Source organism: Methylobacillus sp. DLP286 (assembly GCF_056636515.1).
The window spans coordinates 1,038,573-1,062,865 of record NZ_CM153145.1 but is presented as its reverse complement, the minus strand read 5'-3'; the positions used below and the strand labels follow the sequence as shown (position 1 = coordinate 1,062,865).

Sequence of the window (24,293 nt, the reverse complement as noted above, 5' to 3'; positions counted from 1 at the left end):
TTGTATGACACCGACTCCTTTAGCTAAAAGCGCGGATTTCCTCTACCTGCTGCCTAAAATGGCCAACCGCCACGGCTTGGTGGCAGGCGCGACGGGGACCGGCAAGACGGTAACGCTGCAGAGCATCGCTGAAAGCTTTTCGCGCATGGGCGTGCCGGTGTTCATGGCCGACGTCAAAGGCGACTTGGCCGGCATCAGCCAGGTCGGCGGCGGCAACGCCAAGATCGATGCGCGCGTCGCCCAGCTCGGCCTGAACGATTTCAGCTTGGCCGCCTGCCCGGTGACCTTGTGGGATGTCTTCGGCAAGCAAGGCCACCCGATCAGGACCACCATCGCCGAGATGGGGCCGTTGCTGCTGGGGCGCATGCTCAACCTCAATGACGTGCAGTCCGGCGTGCTGACCGCCGTATTCAAGATTGCCGACGACCAGGGCTGGCTGCTGCTTGACCTCAAGGATTTGCGCGCCATGATCCAGCACGCATCCGAAAATGCTACCCAATACAGCGCGCAATACGGCAATATCTCCAGCGCCAGCGTGGGGGCGATCCAACGCGCATTGCTGCAGCTCGAGCACGAGGGGGCGGACCAGCTTTTCGGCGAGCCGGCCTTGAACCTCGACGACATGATCCAGACCGACCAGAAAGGCTGGGGCATCGTGAACGTGCTGGCAGCCGATACCCTGTATAACTCGCCCAGGGTGTATGCGACCTTGTTGCTGTGGCTGTTGTCCGAGCTGTTCGAGAAACTGCCGGAAGTAGGGGACCTGGAAAAACCCAAGCTGGCATTCTTCTTCGACGAGGCGCACCTGTTGTTCAACGATGCGCCCAAGTCCCTGCTCGACAAGATCGAGCAAGTCGTGCGCCTGATCCGCTCCAAAGGCGTGGGCGTGTATTTCGTCAGTCAAAACCCGCTCGATATTCCCGATGTCGTGCTCGGCCAATTGGGCAACCGCGTGCAGCACGCATTGCGCGCATTCACGCCGCGCGACCAGAAGGCGGTCAAGGCCGCGGCCGAAACCTTCCGCGCCAACCCGGCGGTGAAGGTCAGCGAGGTCATCACCGAGCTTGCCGTGGGCGAGGCATTGGTGTCATTCCTCGACGAGCACGGCCGCCCGACCCCGGTGGAGCGTGCGTTCATCTGCCCCCCGGGCAGCCGTATCGGTGCCGTGACGCCGGTCGAGCGCGAGCAGCTCATCAAGAGCTCCATCGTATACGGCCATTATGAGAACAGCATAGACCGCGAGTCCGCCTATGAAATCCTCAAGGGCCGGGCGACGGAAACGCCTACTGAGCCACAGGAGGCCGACAAGGGCTTCGATTGGGGCGACTTGTTCGGCGGCAATGCAGAAAAATCCGGCAAACCGTCCAGCCGCCAGGGCGTGCTGGAAACCGCCGCCAAGAGCGCAGCGCGTGCAATCGGCTCCGAATTGGGGCGGCAGATATTGCGCGGGGTGCTGGGTTCCATTCTCGGGGGCAAGCGCCGCAAGTAGCCGGCGGTATTCAGTATTCAGTGGTAAAGGTCGGGTAGTTTGCAGATCATCGTACAGCCAGGTCAGGCAGAGCAGACCATCAATAAATCCCGTTTTGTCGCGATCGCGGAATATTGCGCGGATGAGCGTGCCGTCGGCATGTCGCTGCGCCGCCTGGCGGCAGCGCACCAGAGCGCACATCATCTCGCCTATGCGTTCCGCCTCAAGACGCCCCAAGGCATCGTGCAGCGCTTCAGCGACGCAGGCGAGCCGTCCGGCACTGCGGGCAAGCCTGTGCTGCAATTCCTAGAAGGCCGCGACCTCATCAACGTCTGCGTCGGCGTGATTCGCTATTACGGCGGCATCAACCTCGGCACCGGCGGCCTCGTCCGCGCCTATGGCGGCACGGCAAAAATGGCGCTGGACGCCGCGCAGACCGGCCCTTTCGTCGAGATGCAGAAAATCCGCCTCGATCTCGACTACAAACAGCTGGACAACTTCACGCGAGAAATCGCCAGGATGAACGGTGAAATCCTAGACAAGGCGTTTGGGGAATTTGTCACCGTCATTGCCGTGATACCTGCGAGCGAACTTCCAAACTTGCAGCAGAGGTATGGTTAAACCTATATCGCTTTTTTGAGGGGTTTTTCCTTAATTGATGTTCGGAGATATTAAACCACTACAGCCTATTAAAGCTTATATAATAATTTCACAAGGGGGGAGCATGAAATTAAATAGTCTAAGTGATATATTTGAACGCCGTTTGTTGCGTATACCTGATTACCAACGGGGCTATGCTTGGAAGGAGCATCAAGTCGAAGACTTTTGGGAGGATATTCTGCAACTTGAGAGTAATCGTATTCATTACACTGGAGTTATTACGCTTGAGCCTGTGAAATCCAACTTTTATCAGAAGTGGGAAAAAGATCTTTGGCTAATCGAAGGTGTAGGTTTTAGGCCATTTTATGTGGTCGATGGACAACAGCGGCTTACTACATCAATGATTCTTCTCCAGGCTATATTGGAATCTGTTCCAAAAGATGCCAGACTAAACTATCTATCGGTCGCCGACATTCGTAAGCAGTTTATATTTTTTGAGGCGGACAATAAGCTGCAGCAAAGTTTTATCTTCGGCTACGAAAAAGACAACCCTAGTGACGAGTACATGAAAACCAACATATTTGGTGAGTTCTCTAGTGCTAATCAGTTTGTGGAAACGCTCTACACCAGAAATCTTAGCTTTGCTAAACAATATTTCAAAGATCGCTTACAAAAGCTTTCTGTGGATGAGGTTGCTTTGATATACAAAAAGTTAACTCAGAAGCTAAAATTTAATTTATATGAAATTGACGAAGAAATTGATGTTTTTGTTACTTTTGAAACGATGAATAATCGTGGAAAGCCATTAACCAGTTTGGAGCTTCTAAAAAATAGACTTATTTACCTATCGACTTTGTACAGAGATAATGATGGTCGAGCGCAGCTTAGAATAAATATTAATGATGCATGGAAAACCATGTATGAATATTTAGGCAAGAACCCAAGCACCCCATTAAATGATGATCTTTTCCTTCGTAATCATTGGACAATGTATTTTAAATACACTCGTGAAAAAGGTGATGATTACATTAAATTTTTACTTGATGAGAAGTTCAATGCAAGAAATGTAACCCATCCAAAATCACCTAATGATGAGCTAAAAATTGAAGAAATATCTGACTATGTAAGAAGTTTACAGCAATCAATTGTTTACTGGTTTTATATTCATAATCCTTATTATGCTCAGTCCAACGAATTAACTGATTCTCAGAGGGTTTGGCTTGATAGGCTAGACCGCCTCAGTTTTAGGTCATTTAAACCATTAATCCTCTCGGCTTTTGTTTCTAAGCAAGATTCAACTCGAATTACAGAGTTATTAAAAGCTGCTGAACGGTATAACTTTACTTTATTTAATCTAAGCCAGAGAAGGGCCAATACTGGTGACACTGAATTTTTCAGCATGTCACGGGATCTATTAACAGGCGATAAAACTATTGTAGAGGTTTTGGATTCCATTAATCGCTGGATTGCAAAGTATTATGATCCTGAAAAGTTTTTGGCACATATTAAAGAGAAGTACGATATTGATAGAGATGGTTTCTATCATTGGGATGGGATTCGATACTTTTTGTTTGAACACGAACAATGGCTTAAAGAGAAGGGCCATCATGCTACCAATAAGCTCTCATGGGAGGTTTTGAAGTCGAATAAAAAAGATCATGTAACACTCGAGCACATATTTCCCCAAACGGCCGACAATGCCTATTGGCGTGAGCACTTTGACCATCTGGATGAATTGGAAAAGCGCTACTTAACGCATTCACTAGGAAACTTGCTTCCGCTATCACGCTCAAAGAACTCTACTCTACAAAATGATGGCTTTCCCCAAAAGGTTAATAACGGTAATGGCGTTGGTTATTACAATGGGTCGGTATCAGAAAACGAAGTGGCTCAGCATTCCGAATGGACGCCAACTCAAATTCTCAAGCGAGGATTAGATTTACTAAGCTTTATGGAGCAGCGCTGGAATATTGTGCTAGGCGACTCTGAGTTTAAAGTGCAATTACTTCAGCTTGCTAGTATTAACTTTTCGGATTCGGAACACCTGTCATAAATATCAACAAGTGTAGGCTGTCATAATCAACGGGTATTGCGTCGAATGACCAATAAATCTTCCTCGCTTTAGCCCCAGAAAAGTAAGAAGCTGACTCAAAAGCAACCCCACATATTAATTGAATATGTGGGGTTGTTATCTGCAATTAGAGTTAGGAGTCGTTAATTTACTTACTGGGCTGGCGCAGGCTCTGCAACAAAAATTTCTACACGGCGATTCTTAGCGCGGTTGGCTGGGGTGTCGTTGGCAACCAATGGTTCGTGAGAGCCGCGGCCGTCAATGGTGAAGCGGCTGGCGGCGATGCCGCGCGCGGTGAGGTAGTCGCGAGTGTTGGCAGCGCGGTTCACGGACAATGGGTTGTTGATGGAATCGGAACCGGTGTTGTCGGTGTGGCCGATGATGGTGACCAGGGTGCTGGGGTTGTTTTTCAGGGTGGTGGCGAAGTTGTCCAGCACAGCACGGAAATTAGGCTGGATATCGGCCTTGCCGGAGGCGAAGGAGATGTCGCTGGGGATGTTCAGCTTGAGCTGGTTGTCTTCGGTCTGGGAGACTTGCACGCCAGTGCCTTGCGTGGCTTCCTCCATCTGGCGTTTCTGCTCTTCCATGCGTTTGGACCAGACGTTGCCGGCGATGGCGCCCGCGCCTGCGCCGACGGCGGCGCCAATGGCAGCGCCCTTGCCCTTGCCCGCAATCGCGCCTATCACTGCGCCGGTGCCGGCGCCGATAGCGGCGCCCTTGGCGGTGCCTTTCTGCGTTTCAGACATATTGGCGCAGCCGCCCAGCGCGAGAGCGGCCATCATGGCGCCGACAGTGAGTTTTGTTTTCATGATTTTCCTTTATTGTTAGGTGACGCAACGGGTTTTTTGAGTAGCTTAAACGACCATAAGTTCGTTGCAAACATTGTTTACAATTGTTAATGATCGGCCATGCATGAAAAAGCCCTGCCAATGGCGCGGGCTTTGTTTGATGCCGCAGTCGTGCGGAAAAATTTATTGCTTGAATACGAGGATTTCACCCTTACCGTCGTTGGCGATGTCGCCGGCATAGCGCTGCACGCGGTTCTGGCTGATCGCGGCGAACTTGCTCGGCAGGTTGCGGAACGACTTGAACATCAGGCTGAGGAAGGGCAGGGTATGGGTGCCGCAGTCCTGCAGGGTGGCATGCAGCTTGGGTTCCTGGTTCAGCAGCAAGGTGCCGCGGCGCATGCCGTAGCCCACATATTCGCCGACGCTGCCAAGCACGCCGATGGTGCCTGCCAGCATGCGCGAGGCGAGGTATGATCCGGCGTTGCCCTCGATGAGGATGATGCCGCGGCGCATCTGGTCGCCTGCGCGCTCGCCGACGTTGCCGCTGATGAGCACGATACCGCCTTTCATGCCCTTGCGGTCGCCAGGCAGCGCTGCGGCGAGGAAATCGCCGACATTGCCCTTGACCTCGATCAGGCCGCCCGCCAATCTGCTAGCAAGGAAGGCGTCGGCATCGCCGTTGAGCACGATGTGGCCGCTGCGCATCTGCAGGCCGAGATAGGAGCCTGCTCCGCCGTTGACGGTGATGCGGCCCGACTTCATCTGGCTGCCGATGAAGTCCAGCTTGCCGTTGGCGTTGTTGAAGACGATGTCTGCGGCATCGTCGCCTGAAATGTCGAACAGGCTGTCCGCGCGCAGTTTCTCGCGGCCGCTATCAAGCAGGATGGCGCCGATGTCCGCCAGGCTCTTGCCTGCCAGGTTGTCGGGGGTTAGCGGGGACAGGTCGACCCGTTGCTGCAATGTTGTCTTGAGAGTGAAGGTCAAAGCGCTCATGCCATGATCTCCCTTAGTTTGAAGTGGTAGGGTCCGAGTTTGCCGCCGTAGTTGCCGGCGGAGATGCGCTTGATGCCGTTCTTGGCGCCGAGTGCGCATGCGGCGGCGATGCCCGCGCGCATGGCGACGCGAATGTCGGGGTCGGTGAGGCCGTCGATCACGATTTCCATCACTGATTCGATCTCGGGCGAAAGCTCGGTCTTGGTGATGCCCTTGAGCGTGGGGCAGAACGCATCGTTGGTCGATGCGATCAATGCCTTGTACTTGGAGCCGACCTTGGAGCCGGAGCGCACCACGCCGCCGGGGAACGGCATGATGACGTTGGGCACTTTGCTCATGGCGTCGATCGCGGCTTCGCATGCGGCGAGCGCCTGCGGTTGGGATTCCGCCAGGATCAGGAAGTTGCCGCCGCCCACGGAGCGGATCATGCCGGTGCTTTCCTCGGTGAGGAATTCGCCGTCCATCACCGGTACGCGCCAGTAGCGCTTGCCGTTGAACACCTTGGAAATCTGGAAGCCGTCGCCGAAGAAGCGCAGGTTCTTGCCGAGATTGATCTTGGTAATTTCAGGATAGCCGTCGTCTATGCCCGAGAATGCCGCCGCGGTAGGGCAGGTCAGCACGCACTGGCCCATGCGGGTTTCGAGCTGCTTGATCAATACCGCGCTGCTCATCGCAAACATGAGGATGGAGACGCCGGGGCGGCCGTCCGGTGTTTCTTCCGGGGCCAGCTCGCGCTCGATGCCTGCTTCCACGCCGCAGGCGATCACCGAGGTGGCGAAGCCGGTCATGGCGCGCGCTGCGTTGTAGGCCCAGCGCAGGTTCTGCGCGGTGATGATGACACGGGTGCCGCGCATGCCGAAGGCTTCGGCAAAGGTGTCGTCTATGGTTACGCCGTTGATAATCATTATGCTGTCTTCTCCCTGCGACCCTTGGCTTCCTGAACAATCACCTTGCCGCGGCCGCCGTCTTCAAGCTCGGCGGCGTTGACCTTGTAGTTTTCCATGTTCATGGTGTGATAGCGGTCGAAATATTGCTTGAGATCCTTTTCAATGCTGCGGTCGAAATCCGGCTTGACCGTATGCGTGCTACCCCAGGTGACCTTGACCACTTGGCCGTCCCTGACTACCAGTTCGCCGTCCTTGAACACATAGTCGGGCTTGGAGAACATGGCTTCGCGGTCCGGGTTGTCGGTGTAGACCGTGATGTCAGCAGCCCCTCCGACGCCGAGATGGCCGCGGTCGTGCAGGCCGACCAGCTTGGCGGCCCCGGCGCGCGTCATGATGGCGATTTCGTAGAGGCTGTATTCGCGGTCGATCGAGGTCAGCGTGCTCATGGCTTGGGCATCCAGGTTGAGCTTGGTGAACATATCGTTGCGGAAGCTCTTGTCCATCAGCAGGCGGATCAGGTGCGGGTAGCTGGTGAAAGGCGCGCCGTTCGGGTGGTCGGTGGTGAGGAAGATGCGCCACGGGTCTTCCGTCAGCAGGAAGATTTCCAGGCCGATCGCCCATTGCAATGCGTTGACGAAGTTTTGGTCCTTGTACTTGAACGGCACTACGCCGCAGCCGGAATCGCACTCGATATCCATGAGCACGGCTTTGTTCGGGTGCGCATGGCCGGAGTTGGCATATTGGCGCATGGTGTCGCCGGAGGCGGTGACGGTCTGGCCGAACAGGATCTGGCCGACGTCTGCGGAGACGTTCTTATGCTTGTTCAACGCCTCGGCTACGGCGGCAGCGCCGGAGGAGAACTTGCGGTCGCCCTCGGTGCCGTAGCTGTGGAACTGGATATGCGTGAGGTGGACCGGGTAGCCTTCTACCGCGCCCATGGTCTTGAGCGTGGTTTCGACGTTGCCGGGCACGCCCAGGTTGTTGCCGTGCACGTGCAGCGGGTGGGCGATGCCCAGTTCGTAGACGGCGCGCGTCAGCGCTTGCAGCACTTCGCGCGGCGTCACCTGGTAATGCACGTTCTCTTCGTCCAGGTTCAGTGCGCGCTGGTTGAACTTGAAGGCGTTGATGCCGCCCGGGTTCACCACCTTGATGCCGATGGCCTGCGTCGCATGCAGTATCCAGGCAACGTAGTCGTTGATTGCGTTCTGATCTTTCTTCGCGGCGAGCATGCGCAGGAAGTAGTCGTCGCTGCCGAGCATGGCGTAGCCGCCCTTGTCCAGGATGGGGATATCGCACATTTCCAGGTGCGACTGGCGCGCATTGACCGGGGAGAGCGCCGGCTCGAAGCCTGCGGTGTAGCCCATTTCCGCGTAGCGGTAGCCGGTGTTCAATGTCGAGGGAGCCGCATGGCCGCAACCGGCGCGGCAGGCGGCCGTATGCGTGGTGGCGGAGCCGCGGTGGTCCTCGGGCAGCATCAGGCGGGCGATATTCACCTTGCCGCCGCCGATGTGGGTATGCATGTCGATCGCGCCCGCCATGACCACCTTGCCGCGCAGGTCGTATTCCTGGTCTATGGTGTCGTTGTCGCCGGGACGGTCGATGATGCGGCCGTCGCGGACATAGATGTCCATGACCTTGCCGTCGATCTGGTGTGCCGGGTCGTAGACCCGGCCACCTGTCAGTTTAATCAGCATGTTTCTGGTTCCTTGACTTGCTTAAGCGGCCTTGAGTGCGGACTCTATGGCAGAGAGCACGTCGGCGAGTGTGGGCAGGCTGGTGTCGCGCAGTTTGCGCAATGGCAACGTTACCGAGCTGTCGCTGCGGAATTGCGCGCCGTTTGCTTCCAGGCCGGGAATCGCGATCGGGATGAACACCTCAGGCGCTTGCTCGAACTGCATGGCCGGATGGCCGATGACGATGGAGGGCGCCTTGCTCTTGGGCGGCACGCGCTCCGGCTTGAAGCTGTTGATCCAGACCAGCACGTCGGTTTCGCCCTCGGCAAGCAGGCGCGAGGTGTCGTAGTGATAGGGGTCGTAGTCGGGATAGCCGCGGCGGTAGGAGTTGCGGAACGGGTAGCCGCTGATCCAGGTGCTGACGTTGTAGGCCGTCACGTCGCCGTCGTTGCCGCTCAAGGGCAGGCCAGCGCTGCGCGTGGTCCTGTTCAGTTCCTGCACGACGCCGACGATGTTCTGGATGGAAAGCTCGGCATGCGGGAAATCCAGCGCGCTGCCGGTCCAGGCGAGCACGCTGTACTTGGCTGCCTTGAGGCGTTCGGCGAGTTTCTCCAGCGACTCGCGGGCGATGCCCGCGACATTGTCCGCCTTGAGCGGCTTGCCGGCGACGATCGCGCGCAGCGCGGCCAGCACCTCTGGAACGCGGTCAAGGTCGCAAGGCAGCACGTCGGGTTGCTTGCCGTTCGGCGAAACGCCAGGCGCAGTATTCAGGTCGCGGCCGCCCAGATAGACGATTTCGCGGTCGGCGGTGTTCTCGGTGAACATCGCCTCCTTGTTCCAGATCACGCGCTCGAAAAAGCGCGGGAAGTAGCTGACGATATCGGTGCCGATCACCACCAGCAGGTCCACGCGGTTCTTCACTTCGCTCAGCGTGGTGACGAACCAGCCGGAATTCTGCATGACAAGGATGTTCTTCATCGAGCTCTTGGAATTCATGTGGTCGATGGTGGCGCCCGAGGTTTCGGCGAGGTTCATGACCGCGCGCATGCCGTAGACGTCTGTCGCCAGGCCGGACAGCAATGGGTGCTTCGCGCCGCGTAAGAGGCCGCTTGCCTTCTCGATGGCGGCTTCCAGCGTGGCTGCCTGGCCGTTGATGGCGGGAACGGCGCTGCTGGAAGGTTGTTCAAAGAAGGCCTTGCTTTGGGGACAGTGCGGAGATTGCAGTGATAAGTTGCCGTTGGCATCCCGCGCGAGCGTGAGATCGTCGCTCAGTAGCCCGTCGGCAGGATAGGGCACAGCCTCCAGCGATGCCGCCGGAAATTGGGTTGATTGCGTCATGTTCTCCATCCGAAAACTGGTTAGTTTTTCAAGGTTCATGCCTCGGTCAGGCACGATGCAAACCGGTGACACCGGTTGCCGAGTTGCCAGCCGGTTAGGCTGCTGCAAGATTATACTCCGTGATACTGCCTGAAAACAGCTTCAAGCGCGACCATGCCGTTTTGTGCCAACAAACTTCCTCGTGAGGAGGAGAGTAAAAAATCTTGTTCGAACTTTTTAAACTGTATAAGGCTGGGCTACAATAACGGATTATTGGCATCACAAGTGCCGGTTTCTCGCAAGCTGAAGGAATTCATCATCAATAAGCAGGGCGTCAGTGTTGTTACCACGGCACGATTGCACATGGGGTTTTTTGATCTCAACGGTAATTTGGGTCGCAAGTTCGGAAGTATCGGCGTATCGTTGGATCAACCGGTGACCTCCCTGCGCGCTTTTCCCGCACATGATATTCAGGTGGAAGGCCCCGGCGCCAAGCGCGGGCTGAAAATTGCCACTTCCATTGCCGACGCGCTGCAATTATCCCAGGGCGTGCGTATCCAGATTGAAAGCGCAATTCCGCAACATGCCGGGCTGGGTTCCGGCACCCAGATGTCGCTCGCCATCGGCAGCGCAATCAACCAATTATTCAATCTTGGTCTGAACCTGCGTGATATTGCAGTGCTCACCTCGCGCGGCGCGCGCTCAGGTATCGGGCTGGGCACGTTTGCCCAAGGCGGGGTGATCGTCGACGGCGGCCGCGGCGAGGGCACGGATGTGCCACCCATCATCGCCCGCGCCGAATTTCCTGAGCACTGGCGCATCATCCTCATGTTCGACCGCAGCCATACCGGCGTGCATGGCGCGGAGGAGCGTGAAGCGTTCCGCCGTTTGCCGGAGTTTCCCGCCGATAGCGCGGCGGTGCTGTGCCGCCATTTGCTGATGCAGGCCTTGCCTGCCTTGGCCGAGCATGATCTGCCGGCTTTTGGGCAGGCGATACGCGAGCTGCAATGGCGCACCGGCGACCATTTTGCCCCGGCCCAGGGCGGACGTTATGCCAGCCCTGTGATTTCAAGGATACTGGCGCAATTGGAAACCGACGGCATCGATTGCGTCGGCCAAAGCTCATGGGGGCCTACAGGTTTCGCCGTCTGTGCCGATGAAACAGATGCACGAGTGCTGCTGGAAGCGCTAGAATCTCGATATTCCCATATTTCTGAAGTGGAATTTTTGTTGTGCAGAGGGATCAATTCTGGCGCGCAGATCAGTTCATGCTCGATAGAATAGTGTCTTGAAGATTTTTGGAACCATCAGGTTTTTGAAACAATGGCAACAGCCATTATTTACTTAACGTAAAGTACCGCATTAATGAGGGCAAGCGAAATGGAAGGGATCAAATTGGAAAAGCCTTATGTACTACACTTTATTACGCCATCGAAGAATGCCAGTCCGTTCGACGTGAACATGGCGTACGATGCGGGCTACGATGCAATTGCGCAATACACCAACGTGCAGCTGAATGAAGTGACCGGCCTTGTGCAGGATGCCATTTTCTCGCGCGGTCCTCGCGGCGTATGGCGTACCGGCATGCTCATCGGCGGCCGCGATGTGGATCTGGCAATGGATATGCTGGAAACCGCCAAGAAATCCATGGTGCCGCCTTTTGAAATCTCCGTGTTTGCCGACCCGTCCGGCGCATTCACTACGTCTGCCGCAATGATGGCGCGTGTAGAGCAGTTGCTGATCAAGAATTTCGGCGGCACTCTCGAAGGCCGCAAGGTGAGCGTATTTGGCGCGACCGGCCCGGTGGGCGGCTGCACTGCCGTGATCGCCTCCAAGTATGGCGCAACCGTGCAGATGGTGGCACACAAGACCATGGCGGATGTCGAAGAGAAGGCTGCCGCCTACAACAAGCGTTACGGCACCAGCATTGTCTGTGTCGATGGCAGCAATGACGAATTGAAGACGCAGATTCTGGCGAGTACCGACATTGCGCTTTGCTGCGCGGCGGCAGGCGTGCGCGTGCTGACCATCGAGCAGATGAAGAAGTCCAAGACCCTGAAGGTGGTGGCCGATGTGAATGCCGTGCCGCCGACCGGTGCGGAAGGCGTAGGCGTGATGGCAGACGGCGTGCTGATCGAGGGCACGGAAATCTACGGCGTGGGCGCCTTGGCGATCGGCAATATCAAGTACCAGACGCAGCAGCGCCTGTTCAAGCGCATGCTGGAAGGTCAAAGCCACGTCTACATCGACTTCATGACGGCCTTTGAACTTGCACGCAAAGACCTCGTGTAATCACGCTGAATAACAAGATCGCGATCGTGGCGGCGAATGTCCGCCCTTATGTCGTTGCAGCCTCGGCAGCAGGATTCCAAGTCCTGGCTGCCGATGTTTTTGGTGACGAGGATACCTTGCATGCCTGCGACCGGCATTTGCTGCTGGACTATGACAGCCGAGGATTCTCTGCCGATGCCGTGAGAGATTGTCTCCTGCCCGCGATTGAGGAGTTCGGCGCCAGCCGCTTGCTGTACGGCAGCGGTTTCGAAGCCCAGCCAGCCTTGATTGCCGAGCTTGCTTCGCAGGTAGACTTGGTTGGCAACTCTGCGGAGACCGTGGCCGCCTGCAAGGATGCACGCCGTTTTTTCCAGGCATGCGTCCAGCACCGCATCCCGGTGCCGGAAACTTGCTTTGATCAGCCGCCGGCTCAATCCTTGTCAGGTGCGGAGGTGGCGCAATGGCTGAGCAAGAGGCAGGGCGGTTGCGGCGGCATGCATATTGCCCCGGCTGGATTGTCGACGGCGGGAGAGGAAAACTATTTCCAGCGCAAGGTCGATGGACAGCCGTTTTCCTTGCTGTTTCTTGCGTATGAGGGCGGTATTCAATCGCTGGGTTTCCAGCGGCAGTTATTGTCTCCTCTGGATTCCCTGCCATACCGTTATGGCGGCCTCGCCGGTCCGGTAGTACTGGCTGAGGCTGTTGCAAAGGAACTGATACGCGCTGCCGGGCACCTTGCCGAAGCATTCGGTTTGCGCGGCTTGAACAGCCTAGATGTGGTCGTGGACGGCGAGCAGTTCTGGGTGCTGGAAGTCAACCCGAGGTTGAGTTCCAGCCTGGGGCTGTACCCAATCGAAATGCAGGCCGAGTGGCTGGTTTGCCATATATCGGGACAGCCTGCCAGTTTCACGTCATCCGGGCGAATCCAAGCAACGGCGAATCTGGTATTCTACGCCCCTTTCGATATCCGCATTCCGGGCGGCTTCTCATGGCCGGAATGGACGATGGACAAGCCTTTGGCCGGCAGCACCATTGCGCGGAACATGCCTTTGTGCAGCATTGAAGCCGAGGCTGAAAATGCGCAGGATGCCGAAGCGCTGGCAAGAACACGAATGACATTATTGAGCGCTATGCTCCAACCATATTTCAACCCTTGATAGATAAATTAGGAGAACTCCATGTCCGAGGCTGTGATCGATACCAGTTATTGGCCAAGCGTTAATCAACTCACCAATCCGTTGGTCAAGCACTTGGTGGATAATGCCAAGACCTTGCGCCTGCTGGTGGAAAAGCTGCCCAGCGGAGCGACCGTCATCGATGCGGGCATCAAGGCCGAGGGCGGCCTGGAAGCCGGGCGCCTGATTGCTGAAATCTGCATGGGCGGCCTCGGGCATGTCAACCTGCATTCTTCCAGCACTTTCCCGCACTGGCCCTGGACGCTGTCCGTGCATTCCAACAATCCCGTGCTTTCCTGCCTGGGCAGCCAGTATGCCGGCTGGAGCCTTTCCCATGAAAAGTTCTTCTCTCTCGGTTCCGGCCCGGGCCGTGCGCTGGCTGGCCGTGAAGAGCTTTATAAGGAGCTGGGCTACAAGGACAGCGCCGATGCCGCAGTGCTGGTGCTCGAAAGCGACAAGGTGCCGCCGCAGGAGGTGGTCGAGAAGGTTGCGCGCGATACCGGCGTCAAGGCGGAAAACCTGACCTTCATCCTGACCCCGACCCGCAGCCTGGCCGGCACCGTGCAGATCGTGGCGCGCGTGCTGGAAGTGGCATTGCACAAGATCCATACCTTGCACTTCCCGCTGGAGCACGTGGTCGATGGCGCTGCGAGCGCGCCGTTGCCGCCGCCGGCACCTGATTTCCTCATCGGCATGGGCCGTACCAACGATGCCATCCTGTTCGGCGGACATGCGCATATCTTCGTCAAGGGCAGCGACGAAGCGGCAGCGAAGCTGGCGAAGGAGTTGCCAAGCAGCGCCTCCCGCGACTACGGCCGTCCGTTCGCCGAGGTGTTCAAGGCGGTCAATATGGATTTCTACAAGATCGACCCCTTGTTGTTCAGTCCGGCCGCAGTGACGGTGACAGCCATCGAATCGGGCAAGAGCTTCACCGGCGGCAAGCTGGATGCTGCCCTGTTGGACCAGTCGTTCGGCTATAGCGCATAGTGGATCATCGCATTCCGGTTTTTACCGATGATCCCGGCTGGCATGGCAAGCGCCTCAAGGAGGCGTTTGCCGTGCGTGGATACGAGGCGGTATTCGTCTCCCTCAAGGACTGTGCGCTCAATCTCGGCCTCGGTGCCAACCAGCCGGCAGTCCTGATTCCGGGGTTTGAGGACGCTTTGCCAAAGGGGGTGTTCGTGCGCGGCGTGCCGGGCGGGACATTGCAGCGCGTGGTTGCACGGCTAGATATCCTGCATGCGCTCAAGCTGCTGGGCGTGGTGGTCTACAACGACGGCCATGCAGTCGAGCGCACTGTAGACAAGGCCATGACCAGCTTCCTGCTGCACCTCAACCAGGTGCCGACGCCGCAAACCTGGGTTTGCGAGTCGCGCTACCAGGCGCAGGAAATCTACCTCAGGGAAACCATGGCAGGTCGGCAATTGGTGCTCAAGCCTTTGTTCGGCTCGCAAGGGCAGGGCATACGCAAACTCACGCACGAAACCGCCTTCCCCATTCCCATGGAGCAATATGTGGATGGTCTGTATTACCTGCAGGCCTATGTGGATAGCGGCGAGGGCGCCTGGCATGACCATCGGGTGTTCGTCATTAGGGGCAGGGCGGTTGCCGCGATGATCCGCCATGGCAGCCATTGGGTGAATAACGTGGCCCAGGGCGGCCGTTGCGAGGCGGTTGCGGCCGAGGGCGAGCTGGCCCAGTTGGCGGAGGCCGCTGCCAGGGCGGTCGGTGTGGACTATTGCGGCGTGGATATCATCCGGGACGGCGACGGCAAGCTTTATGTGCTGGAAGTCAACAGCATCCCTGCATGGAAAGGCCTGCAAGGGGCGACCGGCCTGAATATCGGGCAGCTCCTGGTCGACGATTTCCTCTCCCGCATCCATACGCAACCTGCCTTGACGGCCGTCTCATGAACGGTTCTCAGCTTGCCGAAGCGTTCCGTGCGGCCTGCATGGCGGAGCTGACCAGCCTCAAGCCGGGCAATGTGCATATCTTTGCCGACGGGCACGGCATGGTAGTGCAGGAGTTCATTCGCAGCGCCGATGCCGTAGCCGGCGTGATTGCACAGCCAGGGCTTTCGGTGGGGCAGCGCATCCTGGCTTCGGTGGAAGCAACCTGGAGCGTCGTGGATTGCAATACCAACCTCGGCATCGTGTTGTTGTCCGCACCCTTGATCCATGCTGCTTTGTCTGATGTGAAGGGTTCGCTGCGTCAACAATTGCAGCAGGTATTGGCACAACTGAATGTCCGTGATGCCGAACTTGCATTCAAGGCCATCGTCCGCGCTTCCCCTGGAGGCCTGGGCGAGGCTGGCGAGCATGACGTGCGCGAAGCGCCGAGCATTACCTTGCTCGAGGCAATGCAGGCTTCTGCCGGGCGGGATCGTATCGCCTGGCAGTATGCGCACGGATTCGAAGATGTGTTTGGCGTTGGCCTTGATGCGTATACGCAGGCGATGGGGGTATGGCAGAACGCTGCCTGGGCGACAACGGCGCTTTATTTGACGCTGTTAAGCCGCTTTCCCGATAGCCACATCCAGCGCAAGTACGGCCAGTTGCAGGCGGAAGACGTCAGTCGCCAGGCAGGCGTGCACCTGAATGCATTGCTGTCGCACGAAAATCCCAAGCTTTACCAGCGGGCATTGCTCCGGTTCGATATCGAACTGAAGGAGCGGGAGCTGAATCCAGGAACGAGCGCAGACCTGACTGTCGCCACCTTGCTGGCGTATGCGCTGTCGAGACGCGACGCTCTATAGTTATGAATAAAATTCAGTTATACTAGCCCGATTCCTTTGGCGGGGTCTGGGCCTATTCCTGGCTGAACAGCCTCCCAGTCGGGCAAGCAAGTTTTCAAGCGTAATATTTCTGTATTTTCTCAAGGAGGAGCAATATGGCTAATTTATTCGATCAACTTAAGGAATTCACGACGATTGTAGCGGATACCGGCGATGTGGAAGCGATCAAGAGCGTTAAGCCTTACGATGCAACCACCAACCCATCCCTGCTGCTGAAGGCAAGTACCATTCCTCAATATGCTCCACTGATCGATGAAGCAATCGCCTACGCCAAGTCCCAGAGCAGCGACAAGGCACAACAAATCGAAGACGCTGCCGACAAGCTGGCCGTATTGATCGGTCAAGAAATCCTCAAGCATATCCCTGGCAAGATCTCCACCGAAGTGGACGCACGCCTGTCCTTCGACACCGATGCGATGGTGCAAAAGGGCCGCAAGCTGATCAAGCTGTACGCTGATGCCGGCATTTCCAAGGATCGCGTACTGATCAAGCTGGCTTCCACCTGGGAAGGCATCAAGGCTGGTGAGATCCTCGAGAAGGAAGGCATCAACTGCAACCTGACACTGTTGTTCAGCTTTGCCCAGGCGCGTGCCTGTGCTGAAGCTGGCGTGTTCCTGATTTCCCCGTTCGTTGGCCGTATCCTCGACTGGTACAAGGCCAAGACCGGTGAGACCTACACTGCTGAAACCGATCCGGGCGTTTTGTCCGTACGCCGCATTTATGCTTATTACAAGGAGCATGGCTACAAGACCGTGGTGATGGGCGCTTCCTTCCGCAACACCGGTGAAATCATTGCGCTGGCTGGTTGCGACCGCCTGACTGTTTCTCCCAACCTGTTGGAAGAGCTGAAGGCGACAGAAGGCAACCTGCCACGCGTGCTGGTGGATAACGGCGCTACCAAGCAACGTCCTGCCTTGTTGACAGAGAAAGAGTTCCGCTTCGAGCAGAACGAAGATGCCATGGCGACAGAAAAGCTGGCTGAAGGCATCCGCGGTTTCGTGGTTGACCAAAACAAGCTGGAAAAGGCATTGGCCGAAAAGCTGTAATGACTTCAATCGCCTGCGTGTCAATGCCTCATTAACGTTGACACGCGGCGCTCTTGGCGATTACCATTGCCGTTCCGCTTTTGTATAAAAAGTAGTTTTTATTTTCAGTAGTACTCAATTTGTAACCCTTTTGGAGGAAGTATCGTGGCATTGACACAAATGGCATTAGATTCACTGGATTTCGACGCAACCGTTGCGCTGGCTGAAAAGGTAGCTCCACACGTTGACATTCTCGAAATCGGTACACCATGTATCAAGCACAACGGTATCAAGTTGCTGGAAACTCTGCGCGCAAAGTTCCCTAACAACAAGATCCTGGTTGACCTGAAGACCATGGATGCTGGTTTCTACGAAGCTGAGCCTTTCTACAAGGCTGGTGCTGACATCGCTACTGTTCTGGGTGTAGCTGATCTGGGTACTATCAAGGGTGTGATTGACGCTGCTAACAAGTACGGCAAAAAGGCTCAAGTCGACCTGATCAACGTAGCTGACAAGGCTGCTCGTACCAAGGAAGTTGCTAAGCTGGGCGCGCACATCATCGGCGTTCACACTGGCTTGGACCAACAAGCTGCCGGTCAAACTCCATTCGCTGACCTGTCGACTGTTACCGGTCTGAACCTAGGTCTGGAAGTTTCCGTTGCTGGTGGTGTTAAGCCAGCTACCGTTAAGCAAGTTAAGGACGCTGGTGCTACCATCATCGTTGCTGGCGCTGCTATCTACGGTGCTGCTGATCCAGCTGCTGCTGCTGCTGAAATCACTGGTCTGGCTAAGTAATCTTTCGCTTAAGCCAAGCTAAAAAAATCCACCATACATAGCTCTTCCGAGCTAAGTTGGTGGATTTTTTATTATGGCCTTTTAGAGTTTCATCATCGTTTAATTAAGGTGAATGCTATGAATAAATATCAAGAGCTCGTGGTCAGCAAACTGACCAATGTAATCAACAATACAGCAGAAGGCTATGATGACAAGATTCTGAGCCTGGTTGATGCTGCCGGCCGTACTTTTATCGGCGGCGCTGGTCGTTCCCTGCTGGTTTCCCGTTTCTTCGCCATGCGCCTGGTGCATGCCGGCTATCAAGTGAGCATGGTGGGCGAGGTTGTCACGCCAAGCATCCAGGCTGGCGATCTCTTCATCGTGATCTCTGGTTCCGGCAGCACGGAAACCTTGATGCCTCTGGTCAAGAAGGCCAAGAGCCAAGGCGCCAAGATCATCGTGATCTCCATGAAGGCCCAGTCTCCGATGGCGGAGCTGGCTGACCTGGTGGTGCCGGTCGGCGGCAACGATGCACATGCATTCGACAAGACTCATGGCCTGCCTATGGGCACCATTTTCGAGTTGTCTACGCTTTGGTTCCTGGAAGCCACAATTGCCAAGCTGGTAGACCAGAAAGGCCTGACAGAAGAGGGCATGCGCGCGATCCACGCCAACCTCGAATAAGCCCTCGGTTTTAATACCAAGGCGAGACCCGGATGCCCCACAAGGCCTCCGGGTTTTTTATTGCTTAATTTTTAATCTTGTGTGAACTTCTATTTAAAGTATCACACTAACTCGCCGTTACCATGCATATGCTCATGCTCATCATGGTGAGTAGACCGGGGACAAGCCCGATGTTAATTTTGTATGGAAGCAAATTATTTATGTGGCAATTCACATAGTTTTCATAAACTATGTATAATATTTGCAAATTTTCAAGCTTGACGTTAAACAGACGTAAGGCAGTTAGATGGCATAGCTAACCCGGCAATGTCGACGTGTTTCTACGGAAACTTTATATTGGAGAATGAAATGGCAGTTATTGATCGCGTTTTAGTAGGTGAAGCTCTTGTTATTGACAATCGTCCTGACGGCAGCGGCCTGGACCTGCTGAACGTAGCTCACATCGATCTGATTATTGGGCCTCGCGGTAGCGCTGCAGAAGACGCTTTCTGCCGCACTTTGACCGACCAGAAGGAAGGCGTAAACGGCCTGTTGGCTATCGTGGCTCCTAACCTGATGGTGAAGCCTGCTACCGTGATGTTCAACAAGGTCACCATCAAGAACGGCAAGCAAGCTGTTCAGATGTTCGGCCCTGCACAACGCGGTATCGCGATGGCTGTGATGGATTGTGTTGCCGACGGCACCATTCCACAAGAAGAAGCTGATGACGTATTCATCTCCGTAGGCGTATTCATCGACAGCCGTGCTGATATCGATGAGCGTATCCAAGAGTGGAACTACCAAGCTACCAAGCAAGCGATCAAGAACGCTGTTGCGCGTGAGCCTAAGGTAGCTGACGTACTGAAGAGCTACAAGGAATCTGCTCACCCATTCCAAGCTAAGTAATCCTCTAGCGTGGAAGATCCGATATCGCCATCATGATATCGGAACACAGAACGAACGCCCTGATATTCCGGTATCAGGGCGTTTTGCTTTATGAAGCGAGCAAGGTGCGCAATGCGCTTTTATCCAGGCTACCGTTGTGCAACGCGCTGGCGATCAGTGCGCCCTTGATGCCTTTTCCACCCAGTAATTGCAAATCGCCCAAGTGGCGAATGCCGCCGGCAGCATAGATGCAGTGCCCGGGATACCGGGAGTGGAAGCGAGTCAGTTTGTCCATGTCAGGGCCATTGTGGCTGCCGACGTGCGGCAGGCTCATGACGATCACGTCCTGGGGCCATGACGTACTGTTGTGCAATAGCTCGGGAGGCCCTTGATACCCGGCCGCGGTGAAGTCCAGCGACAGGATATGCCGGCTCGCACATGCCTGGGCAAGCTGGTGCCAAGTGGCTAGGTCAGGAATGCTTTCAGTGCCAAGCACCGGACGCAGGCGGGCATGCTTCCAATGCTGGATATCCGCGACGGAGCTGATGCCTGCATCAATCCAGATTTCTAGGTCGGGATGTTGGGAAAGCAATGTGTCGATTAGGTTGCGATGGTGGCCGCGGCCTTGTATCGCGTCCAAATCGGCAATGTAGAGGATAGGGAATGGGTATAATCCCAGCAATGCTTGAACAATCTCCGAAGCTTCGCTGCCGTGGCAAAGATTGGAAACAATCGGCTGGTAATGCGCGCGGTCGCCCTTGCGTGCATGGACCACGGCGCCATTCATCAGATCAATCACGGGTATGACTTGCACAAGCGCTCCTTTTTCTTTGTCCCAATCACCGGCTGCAAGGCGTATCCTGGTGTGTGAATATCTCACAGCGGGAGGATTATACCGCGAGCCCATTCCAGCATCGCTGGCGCAGGAGGCTCTCCTGATGCGGGATGCCATGCTGGGTGCCATGAGTGGCGTTCCTGGTGTGGAAATCCTTTCGGCGCACGATGCGCGCTTGCCGTTGCCGGAGCATGTATCACGGTGTCATGTGTTGAATGAGGATGATGTGCCCTGGCAAGTGTGGACGTCACTGATTGCCGAGGCAGACCTGGTATGGCTGGTAGCACCGGAAAGTGCCGGCGCTTTATTGCAATTGACGGAATTGGCCGAGGCCTCCGGCAAGGCGTTGCTTTCAAGCGCGGGCGAGTCGGTCAGGGTGGCCGGCAGCAAGTGGCTGACCTACCAACAATTGCATTCTGCTGGTGTGCCTGTCGTGGAAACCATGCGGGTTCCGCATCGTCCTGGTTCAGGAAGTGCCTGGGTGACCAAACCGGATGATGGCGTGAGCTGCGAGGGCGCCAGATATTTCCGGGATGTACATGCGTTGGAACATTGGCTGCGGCATGCGCCGGCGGATCATATCGTGCAGCCTTATGTGCAAGGGCAGCCGGCCAGCCTGACCATGCTCTGCCGTGACGGGGAGGCCTGGTTATTGACATGCAATCAGCAATTGATTGAGTTTGAGCAGGACAGAATATGTTATCGCGGCGGCATCGTGAACGGCGCTGCCGGGCATTGGGCAAGTTTTGACCGGCTTGCCCGCCAGGTTGCCGCGGCCATGCCGGGTTTGTTCGGTTATGTGGGCGTGGACTTGATCATCGGCAACGATCGCCGGTTGCATGTCCTGGAGGTGAATCCGCGCCTGACCACTTCTTTTGCCGGGCTTCACGCTGCGATCCACTATAACCCGGCGCGGTTGCTGTTGGACTTGTTTTATAATGAGGCCTTCAAGCTGCCGGCTGGATTGCAGCGCAACCGAATTGAAATCAATCTGAATGACTGAAACAACCCCTTCTGCCCAATATTATCTCGGTTGGGACATTGGTGGTGCCAATCTGAAAGCGGCCCTGGTGCGCGCGGATGGCGTTGCCGTCAAGGTAGTGCAGGTTCCATGTCCTTTATGGCAAGGCCTCGATCAGTTGGATGCCGCGTTGGCGCTGGCATTTGCCCAATTGAGCGTGCCTCCTGGCACCAATCATAGCGTGACGATGACCGGGGAGCTGGCCGATATTTTTCCAGACCGGCCCAGCGGCGTATGGGAAATTGCGTCACGGATACGTGCCAGGCTGGACGAGGATGTGTTGTTTTTTGCCGGCGCCAACGGCTTTGTGCCGTTTGAGCAGGTACAGGCCAACGCCAATGCCATTGCATCGGCCAATTGGCTGGCAAGCGCAGCTTTTGTAGCGCGCAAGCTGAAGCAGGGCTTGTTCATCGATATCGGCAGCACCACGGCGGATTTTGTCTTGCTTCAGGATGGCTGTCCCGCCAACCTCGGGCGGACCGATGCAGAACGCATGCAGTATGAGGAACTGGTCTACACTGGCGTGGCGCGTACCTCCCTCATGGCATTGGCTTCCCGCATTCCTTTTGCCGGGCAATGGCACAATGTGGCGGCCGAGCATTTTGCGACAACGGCCGATGTCTACCGGCTGACCGGCGAGTTGGAGGCGGCAGAGGATATGGCGGCGACGGCGGATGGCGCTGGCAAGAGCATCGAGGAAACCAGCAGGCGTCTCGCAAGAATGGTGGGGCGGGATGCCGGCGATGCCGACAAGGCGGCCTGGGTGCATTTGGCGCAGGCGTTCAAGCAGCAGCAACTGACTTTATTGCGTCACGCGACCTTGCGCAATCTTTCCCGTAATTTGATTCGGCCAGGAACACCGTTCATCGGCGCAGGGGCCGGGACATTCCTTGTGCGCGAGCTGGCGCAGCAGCTAGGCCATGAGTTCATCGCGGTCAGTTCCTTGTTGAAGGCTGAGTCGGATCCAGTCAGGAATTGGGCAGGCATTTGCCTGCCTGCTTATGCCGTCGCCAATTTGGGCATTCCTGCAACGGGAGCGGAGTCGTTATGCTGAGGCGAGAGCTTCCCTACCTGGCTGACAGTTCCTCCTTGTTCGCGAGAATAGCGCAACGGCCTTGGGCCATTTACCTGGATAGCGGGCGTCCCGGCAACGAGTACGGGCGCTATGACATCATGGTGGCCGATCCTGTCATGACGTTCATCACGCGTGGCGGTACGACCGAGGTACATGACCGGGAGGGCGCACACGAATCCCATGAAGACCCATTTCTATTGCTGAAGCAGGCGTTGCGGCAATATCCGCGCTTGCAGTCGGACTTGCCGTTTACCGGCGGTGCAGTCGGCTATTTCGGCTATGACCTGGCGCGCAGTATTGAATCCTTGCCCAGCCGGGCCCACGATGGCGAAAATATTCCTGAACTGATGGTGGGCATTTACGATTGGGCCGTCATCGTTGATCACCGCAAGCAGCAAACCTGGCTGGTGTGTTGCGCGATAGCCGAAGAGCGCAAAGCCGGCTGGGAATCGTTATGTGCATCGTTTGAAGAGGATGCCAGGCGGCAGAATGCTGGGTTCGCCGTCAATACGCCAGTACGTTCCAATTTTGATGCTGCCGGTTATCAGCATGCGTTTGAGCGCATCCAGCGCTATATCCACGAGGGCGATTGCTACCAGGTGAACCTGGCGCAGCGCTTCAGTGCTGATGCCAGCGGCGACGCGTGGCACGCTTATCAATATTTGCGCGGCATAGGCCCGGCGCCTTTCATGGCCTTCATGAACCTGCCCGGGGTGCAGGTGTTGTCTGATTCACCTGAGCGTTTCCTCCAGGTAAGTGGACGCCATGTCGAAACCCGTCCGATCAAGGGCACCCGTCCACGGTCAGCCGATGCCGGCGAAGACGCACGCCAGGCGGATGACCTGAAAAGCAGCCTCAAGGACAGGGCTGAGAATCTCATGATCGTCGATTTGTTGCGCAACGATATCGGCAAGAGCTGCGCCACCGGTTCCGTCAGGGCCGACCGCCTGTTTGTGCTCGAAAGCTATGCCAACGTGCACCATCTGGTCAGCACCGTGACGGGAAAGCTGGCTGACCAATATGAGGCGGTCGACCTGCTGCGCGGCGCATTCCCAGGAGGCTCCATTACCGGCGCGCCCAAGCTCAGGGCCATGGAAATCATCGAGGAGCTGGAGCCGCATCGGCGTGGTGTCTATTGTGGCGCCATCGGTTACATCGGGTTTGACGGCAATATGGATACCAATATTGCGATCCGCACGGCGGTTTATTCGCACGGGGAAATCCGCTTCTGGGCTGGAGGTGGTATCGTAGCGGATTCGGAAGCGGATAAAGAATATCGCGAAACCTGGGACAAGGCATCAACCATGCTAAAACTCGTTGAACATTTTCGGGGTGACCAAGATGTGGGTAATTAAACTGGGAGGCAGTCTTCTAGGCTCGTCCGAGCTCAATCTCTGGCTGGATGTCGTGGCGCGCCATGGGGACGGCAAGGTGCTGATCGTGCCCGGAGGAGGTATTTTTGCCGATGCTGTGCGCGATGCCCAGATCAGCAGCGGCATCGATGACGCGACCGCGCACCGCATGGCGGTCATGGCGATGGACCAATATGGGGTCCTGATGACCGGCTTGAGCCCGCGTTTGGTCACCGCCAAGAGCGAGCTGGAAATCGCCGAACGCGGCTGGCAGCACCGCGGTATCGTCTGGCTGCCCAGCGACATGATCTGTGCCGATGAGACCATTCCCATGAATTGGGGAATTACTTCCGACAGCTTGGCTGCCTATCTTGCTGCCAAGCTCAATGCCGAACACCTGATTCTCGTAAAATCCTCGCGTCCTGACGCGGACCAGCAGGTTTCGCTGGAAAAGCTGACCAAGGAAGGGTTCGTCGACGACGCCTTCGGCGACCACATTGCCGGGCGGGCGTTCAACACCTGGGTGGTCGGGCGCCAGGATTGCGTGGCATTCAACGACGGCTTTAGCGAAGAGGAACTGACGCGGGTAGGCTTGCCGGTGCGTTGTTCCTGGAATTGAAGGAGGC

General features: G+C 56.4%; 23 protein-coding genes. 17 read left to right on the top strand and 6 right to left on the bottom strand.

Annotation, left to right across the window (positions count from 1 at the left end; all coding sequences use genetic code 11):
• The first annotated feature begins 4 nt into the window (after nucleotides 1–4).
• The 3 genes from ACWXTG_RS05150 (at nucleotide 5) to ACWXTG_RS05140 (ending at nucleotide 4,121) form a co-directional block, all read left to right on the top strand.
• Nucleotides 5–1,489 (top strand): helicase HerA-like domain-containing protein, encoded by a 1,485-nt coding sequence (locus ACWXTG_RS05150; RefSeq protein WP_480220944.1) that lies wholly within the window; start codon nucleotides 5–7, stop codon nucleotides 1,487–1,489.
• Nucleotides 1,490–1,528: 39 nt separating this feature from the next.
• Nucleotides 1,529–2,089 carry an IMPACT family protein gene (locus ACWXTG_RS05145; protein ID WP_480220943.1) on the top strand — a complete coding sequence of 187 codons (561 nt, stop codon included), beginning with the start codon at nucleotides 1,529–1,531 and terminating at the stop codon, nucleotides 2,087–2,089.
• 103 nt (nucleotides 2,090–2,192) lie between these two features.
• A complete protein-coding gene (locus ACWXTG_RS05140) occupies nucleotides 2,193–4,121 on the top strand; it encodes a DUF262 domain-containing protein (RefSeq protein WP_480220942.1) in 1,929 nt (642 codons plus the stop codon).
• Between the two features lie 170 nt (nucleotides 4,122–4,291).
• Here the strand turns inward: ACWXTG_RS05140 and ACWXTG_RS05135 are convergent, their stop codons facing one another.
• The 5 genes from ACWXTG_RS05135 to ACWXTG_RS05115 form a co-directional block, all read right to left on the bottom strand.
• Nucleotides 4,292–4,948 (bottom strand): YiaD family glycine zipper/OmpA-like lipoprotein, encoded by a 657-nt coding sequence (locus ACWXTG_RS05135; RefSeq protein ID WP_407993599.1) that lies wholly within the window; start codon nucleotides 4,946–4,948, stop codon nucleotides 4,292–4,294.
• A gap of 162 nt (nucleotides 4,949–5,110) precedes the next feature.
• Entirely contained in the window at nucleotides 5,111–5,920 is an 810-nt protein-coding gene (locus ACWXTG_RS05130) for a formylmethanofuran dehydrogenase subunit C (protein ID WP_480220941.1), read from the bottom strand.
• Entirely contained in the window at nucleotides 5,917–6,825 is a 909-nt protein-coding gene (gene fhcD / locus ACWXTG_RS05125) for a formylmethanofuran--tetrahydromethanopterin N-formyltransferase (protein ID WP_480220940.1), read from the bottom strand. The genes ACWXTG_RS05130 and fhcD overlap by 4 nt, the downstream gene beginning before the upstream one ends.
• Nucleotides 6,825–8,501 carry a formylmethanofuran dehydrogenase subunit A gene (locus ACWXTG_RS05120; protein WP_480220939.1) on the bottom strand — a complete coding sequence of 559 codons (1,677 nt, stop codon included), beginning with the start codon at nucleotides 8,499–8,501 and terminating at the stop codon, nucleotides 6,825–6,827. Before ACWXTG_RS05120 ends, fhcD begins: the two co-directional genes overlap by 1 nt.
• Before the next feature lie 21 nt (nucleotides 8,502–8,522).
• On the bottom strand, nucleotides 8,523–9,818 hold the full coding sequence (locus ACWXTG_RS05115; RefSeq protein WP_480220938.1) for a formylmethanofuran dehydrogenase subunit B: 1,296 nt from the start codon (nucleotides 9,816–9,818) through the stop codon (nucleotides 8,523–8,525).
• 264 nt (nucleotides 9,819–10,082) lie between these two features.
• Between ACWXTG_RS05115 and ACWXTG_RS05110 the strand changes: the two genes are divergently transcribed.
• The 10 genes from ACWXTG_RS05110 (at nucleotide 10,083) to fae (ending at nucleotide 19,405) form a co-directional block, all read left to right on the top strand.
• Complete coding sequence (locus tag ACWXTG_RS05110; protein ID WP_480220937.1) at nucleotides 10,083–11,081, top strand: beta-ribofuranosylaminobenzene 5'-phosphate synthase family protein; 999 nt, start codon at nucleotides 10,083–10,085, stop codon at nucleotides 11,079–11,081.
• A 96-nt stretch (nucleotides 11,082–11,177) separates the two neighbouring features.
• Nucleotides 11,178–12,089 (top strand): NAD(P)-dependent methylenetetrahydromethanopterin dehydrogenase, encoded by a 912-nt coding sequence (locus ACWXTG_RS05105; protein ID WP_309565480.1) that lies wholly within the window; start codon nucleotides 11,178–11,180, stop codon nucleotides 12,087–12,089.
• 26 nt (nucleotides 12,090–12,115) lie between these two features.
• Nucleotides 12,116–13,225: an ATP-grasp domain-containing protein gene (locus ACWXTG_RS05100; protein WP_480220936.1), complete on the top strand. Its 1,110-nt coding sequence runs from the start codon at nucleotides 12,116–12,118 to the stop codon at nucleotides 13,223–13,225.
• A gap of 21 nt (nucleotides 13,226–13,246) precedes the next feature.
• A complete protein-coding gene (gene mch / locus ACWXTG_RS05095) occupies nucleotides 13,247–14,230 on the top strand; it encodes a methenyltetrahydromethanopterin cyclohydrolase (RefSeq protein ID WP_457137601.1) in 984 nt (327 codons plus the stop codon).
• On the top strand, nucleotides 14,230–15,156 hold the full coding sequence (locus tag ACWXTG_RS05090; protein ID WP_480220935.1) for an ATP-grasp domain-containing protein: 927 nt from the start codon (nucleotides 14,230–14,232) through the stop codon (nucleotides 15,154–15,156). Before mch ends, ACWXTG_RS05090 begins: the two co-directional genes overlap by 1 nt.
• Nucleotides 15,153–15,998, top strand: coding sequence for a triphosphoribosyl-dephospho-CoA synthase (locus ACWXTG_RS05085; protein WP_480220934.1), 846 nt, complete (start codon nucleotides 15,153–15,155; stop codon nucleotides 15,996–15,998). Before ACWXTG_RS05090 ends, ACWXTG_RS05085 begins: the two co-directional genes overlap by 4 nt.
• A gap of 134 nt (nucleotides 15,999–16,132) precedes the next feature.
• A complete protein-coding gene (tal, locus tag ACWXTG_RS05080; RefSeq protein WP_309565475.1) occupies nucleotides 16,133–17,083 on the top strand; it encodes a transaldolase in 951 nt (316 codons plus the stop codon).
• A gap of 144 nt (nucleotides 17,084–17,227) precedes the next feature.
• The gene (gene hxlA / locus ACWXTG_RS05075; RefSeq protein WP_309565474.1) at nucleotides 17,228–17,857 is read left to right on the top strand and encodes a 3-hexulose-6-phosphate synthase; all 630 of its coding nucleotides are present in this window, start codon (nucleotides 17,228–17,230) and stop codon (nucleotides 17,855–17,857) included.
• 117 nt (nucleotides 17,858–17,974) lie between these two features.
• A complete protein-coding gene (hxlB, locus tag ACWXTG_RS05070) occupies nucleotides 17,975–18,520 on the top strand; it encodes a 6-phospho-3-hexuloisomerase (protein WP_309565473.1) in 546 nt (181 codons plus the stop codon).
• 348 nt (nucleotides 18,521–18,868) lie between these two features.
• Complete coding sequence (gene fae / locus ACWXTG_RS05065) at nucleotides 18,869–19,405, top strand: formaldehyde-activating enzyme (RefSeq protein WP_230347420.1); 537 nt, start codon at nucleotides 18,869–18,871, stop codon at nucleotides 19,403–19,405.
• Nucleotides 19,406–19,493: 88 nt separating this feature from the next.
• Here the strand turns inward: fae and ACWXTG_RS05060 are convergent, their stop codons facing one another.
• A complete protein-coding gene (locus ACWXTG_RS05060; RefSeq protein WP_407993588.1) occupies nucleotides 19,494–20,198 on the bottom strand; it encodes a HisA/HisF-related TIM barrel protein in 705 nt (234 codons plus the stop codon).
• 49 nt (nucleotides 20,199–20,247) lie between these two features.
• Here ACWXTG_RS05060 and ACWXTG_RS05055 point away from each other — a divergent pair, with 49 nt between their 5' ends.
• From ACWXTG_RS05055 to ACWXTG_RS05040, 4 genes are read left to right on the top strand one after another with little or no spacing between them, the layout of a single operon-like run.
• Nucleotides 20,248–21,222 (top strand): ATP-grasp domain-containing protein, encoded by a 975-nt coding sequence (locus ACWXTG_RS05055; protein ID WP_480220933.1) that lies wholly within the window; start codon nucleotides 20,248–20,250, stop codon nucleotides 21,220–21,222.
• Nucleotides 21,215–22,294, top strand: coding sequence for a hydantoinase/oxoprolinase family protein (locus ACWXTG_RS05050; RefSeq protein ID WP_480220932.1), 1,080 nt, complete (start codon nucleotides 21,215–21,217; stop codon nucleotides 22,292–22,294). The genes ACWXTG_RS05055 and ACWXTG_RS05050 overlap by 8 nt, the downstream gene beginning before the upstream one ends.
• Nucleotides 22,288–23,670 (top strand): aminodeoxychorismate synthase component I, encoded by a 1,383-nt coding sequence (gene pabB / locus ACWXTG_RS05045; RefSeq protein ID WP_309565469.1) that lies wholly within the window; start codon nucleotides 22,288–22,290, stop codon nucleotides 23,668–23,670. Before ACWXTG_RS05050 ends, pabB begins: the two co-directional genes overlap by 7 nt.
• The gene (locus tag ACWXTG_RS05040; RefSeq protein ID WP_309565468.1) at nucleotides 23,657–24,286 is read left to right on the top strand and encodes an amino acid kinase family protein; all 630 of its coding nucleotides are present in this window, start codon (nucleotides 23,657–23,659) and stop codon (nucleotides 24,284–24,286) included. Before pabB ends, ACWXTG_RS05040 begins: the two co-directional genes overlap by 14 nt.
• The last annotated feature ends 7 nt before the right edge of the window (nucleotides 24,287–24,293 follow it).

What these genes read in the sequence shown, in the direction of transcription:
- ACWXTG_RS05140 (WP_480220942.1), top strand. Translation starts at nt 2,193, where the DNA reads ATGAAATTAAATAGTCTAAGTGATATATTTGAACGCCGTTTGTTGCGT.
- fhcD (WP_480220940.1), bottom strand. Translation starts at nt 6,825, where the DNA reads ATGATTATCAACGGCGTAACCATAGACGACACCTTTGCCGAAGCCTTC.
- tal (WP_309565475.1), top strand. Translation starts at nt 16,133, where the DNA reads ATGGCTAATTTATTCGATCAACTTAAGGAATTCACGACGATTGTAGCG.
- ACWXTG_RS05085 (WP_480220934.1), top strand. Translation starts at nt 15,153, where the DNA reads ATGAACGGTTCTCAGCTTGCCGAAGCGTTCCGTGCGGCCTGCATGGCG.
- mch (WP_457137601.1), top strand. Translation starts at nt 13,247, where the DNA reads ATGTCCGAGGCTGTGATCGATACCAGTTATTGGCCAAGCGTTAATCAA.
- ACWXTG_RS05115 (WP_480220938.1), bottom strand. Translation starts at nt 9,818, where the DNA reads ATGACGCAATCAACCCAATTTCCGGCGGCATCGCTGGAGGCTGTGCCC.
- ACWXTG_RS05050 (WP_480220932.1), top strand. Translation starts at nt 21,215, where the DNA reads ATGACTGAAACAACCCCTTCTGCCCAATATTATCTCGGTTGGGACATT.
- ACWXTG_RS05105 (WP_309565480.1), top strand. Translation starts at nt 11,178, where the DNA reads ATGGAAGGGATCAAATTGGAAAAGCCTTATGTACTACACTTTATTACG.
- ACWXTG_RS05135 (WP_407993599.1), bottom strand. Translation starts at nt 4,948, where the DNA reads ATGAAAACAAAACTCACTGTCGGCGCCATGATGGCCGCTCTCGCGCTG.
- fae (WP_230347420.1), top strand. Translation starts at nt 18,869, where the DNA reads ATGGCAGTTATTGATCGCGTTTTAGTAGGTGAAGCTCTTGTTATTGAC.
- ACWXTG_RS05130 (WP_480220941.1), bottom strand. Translation starts at nt 5,920, where the DNA reads ATGAGCGCTTTGACCTTCACTCTCAAGACAACATTGCAGCAACGGGTC.
- ACWXTG_RS05120 (WP_480220939.1), bottom strand. Translation starts at nt 8,501, where the DNA reads ATGCTGATTAAACTGACAGGTGGCCGGGTCTACGACCCGGCACACCAG.
- ACWXTG_RS05040 (WP_309565468.1), top strand. Translation starts at nt 23,657, where the DNA reads ATGTGGGTAATTAAACTGGGAGGCAGTCTTCTAGGCTCGTCCGAGCTC.
- hxlB (WP_309565473.1), top strand. Translation starts at nt 17,975, where the DNA reads ATGAATAAATATCAAGAGCTCGTGGTCAGCAAACTGACCAATGTAATC.
- pabB (WP_309565469.1), top strand. Translation starts at nt 22,288, where the DNA reads ATGCTGAGGCGAGAGCTTCCCTACCTGGCTGACAGTTCCTCCTTGTTC.
- ACWXTG_RS05150 (WP_480220944.1), top strand. Translation starts at nt 5, where the DNA reads ATGACACCGACTCCTTTAGCTAAAAGCGCGGATTTCCTCTACCTGCTG.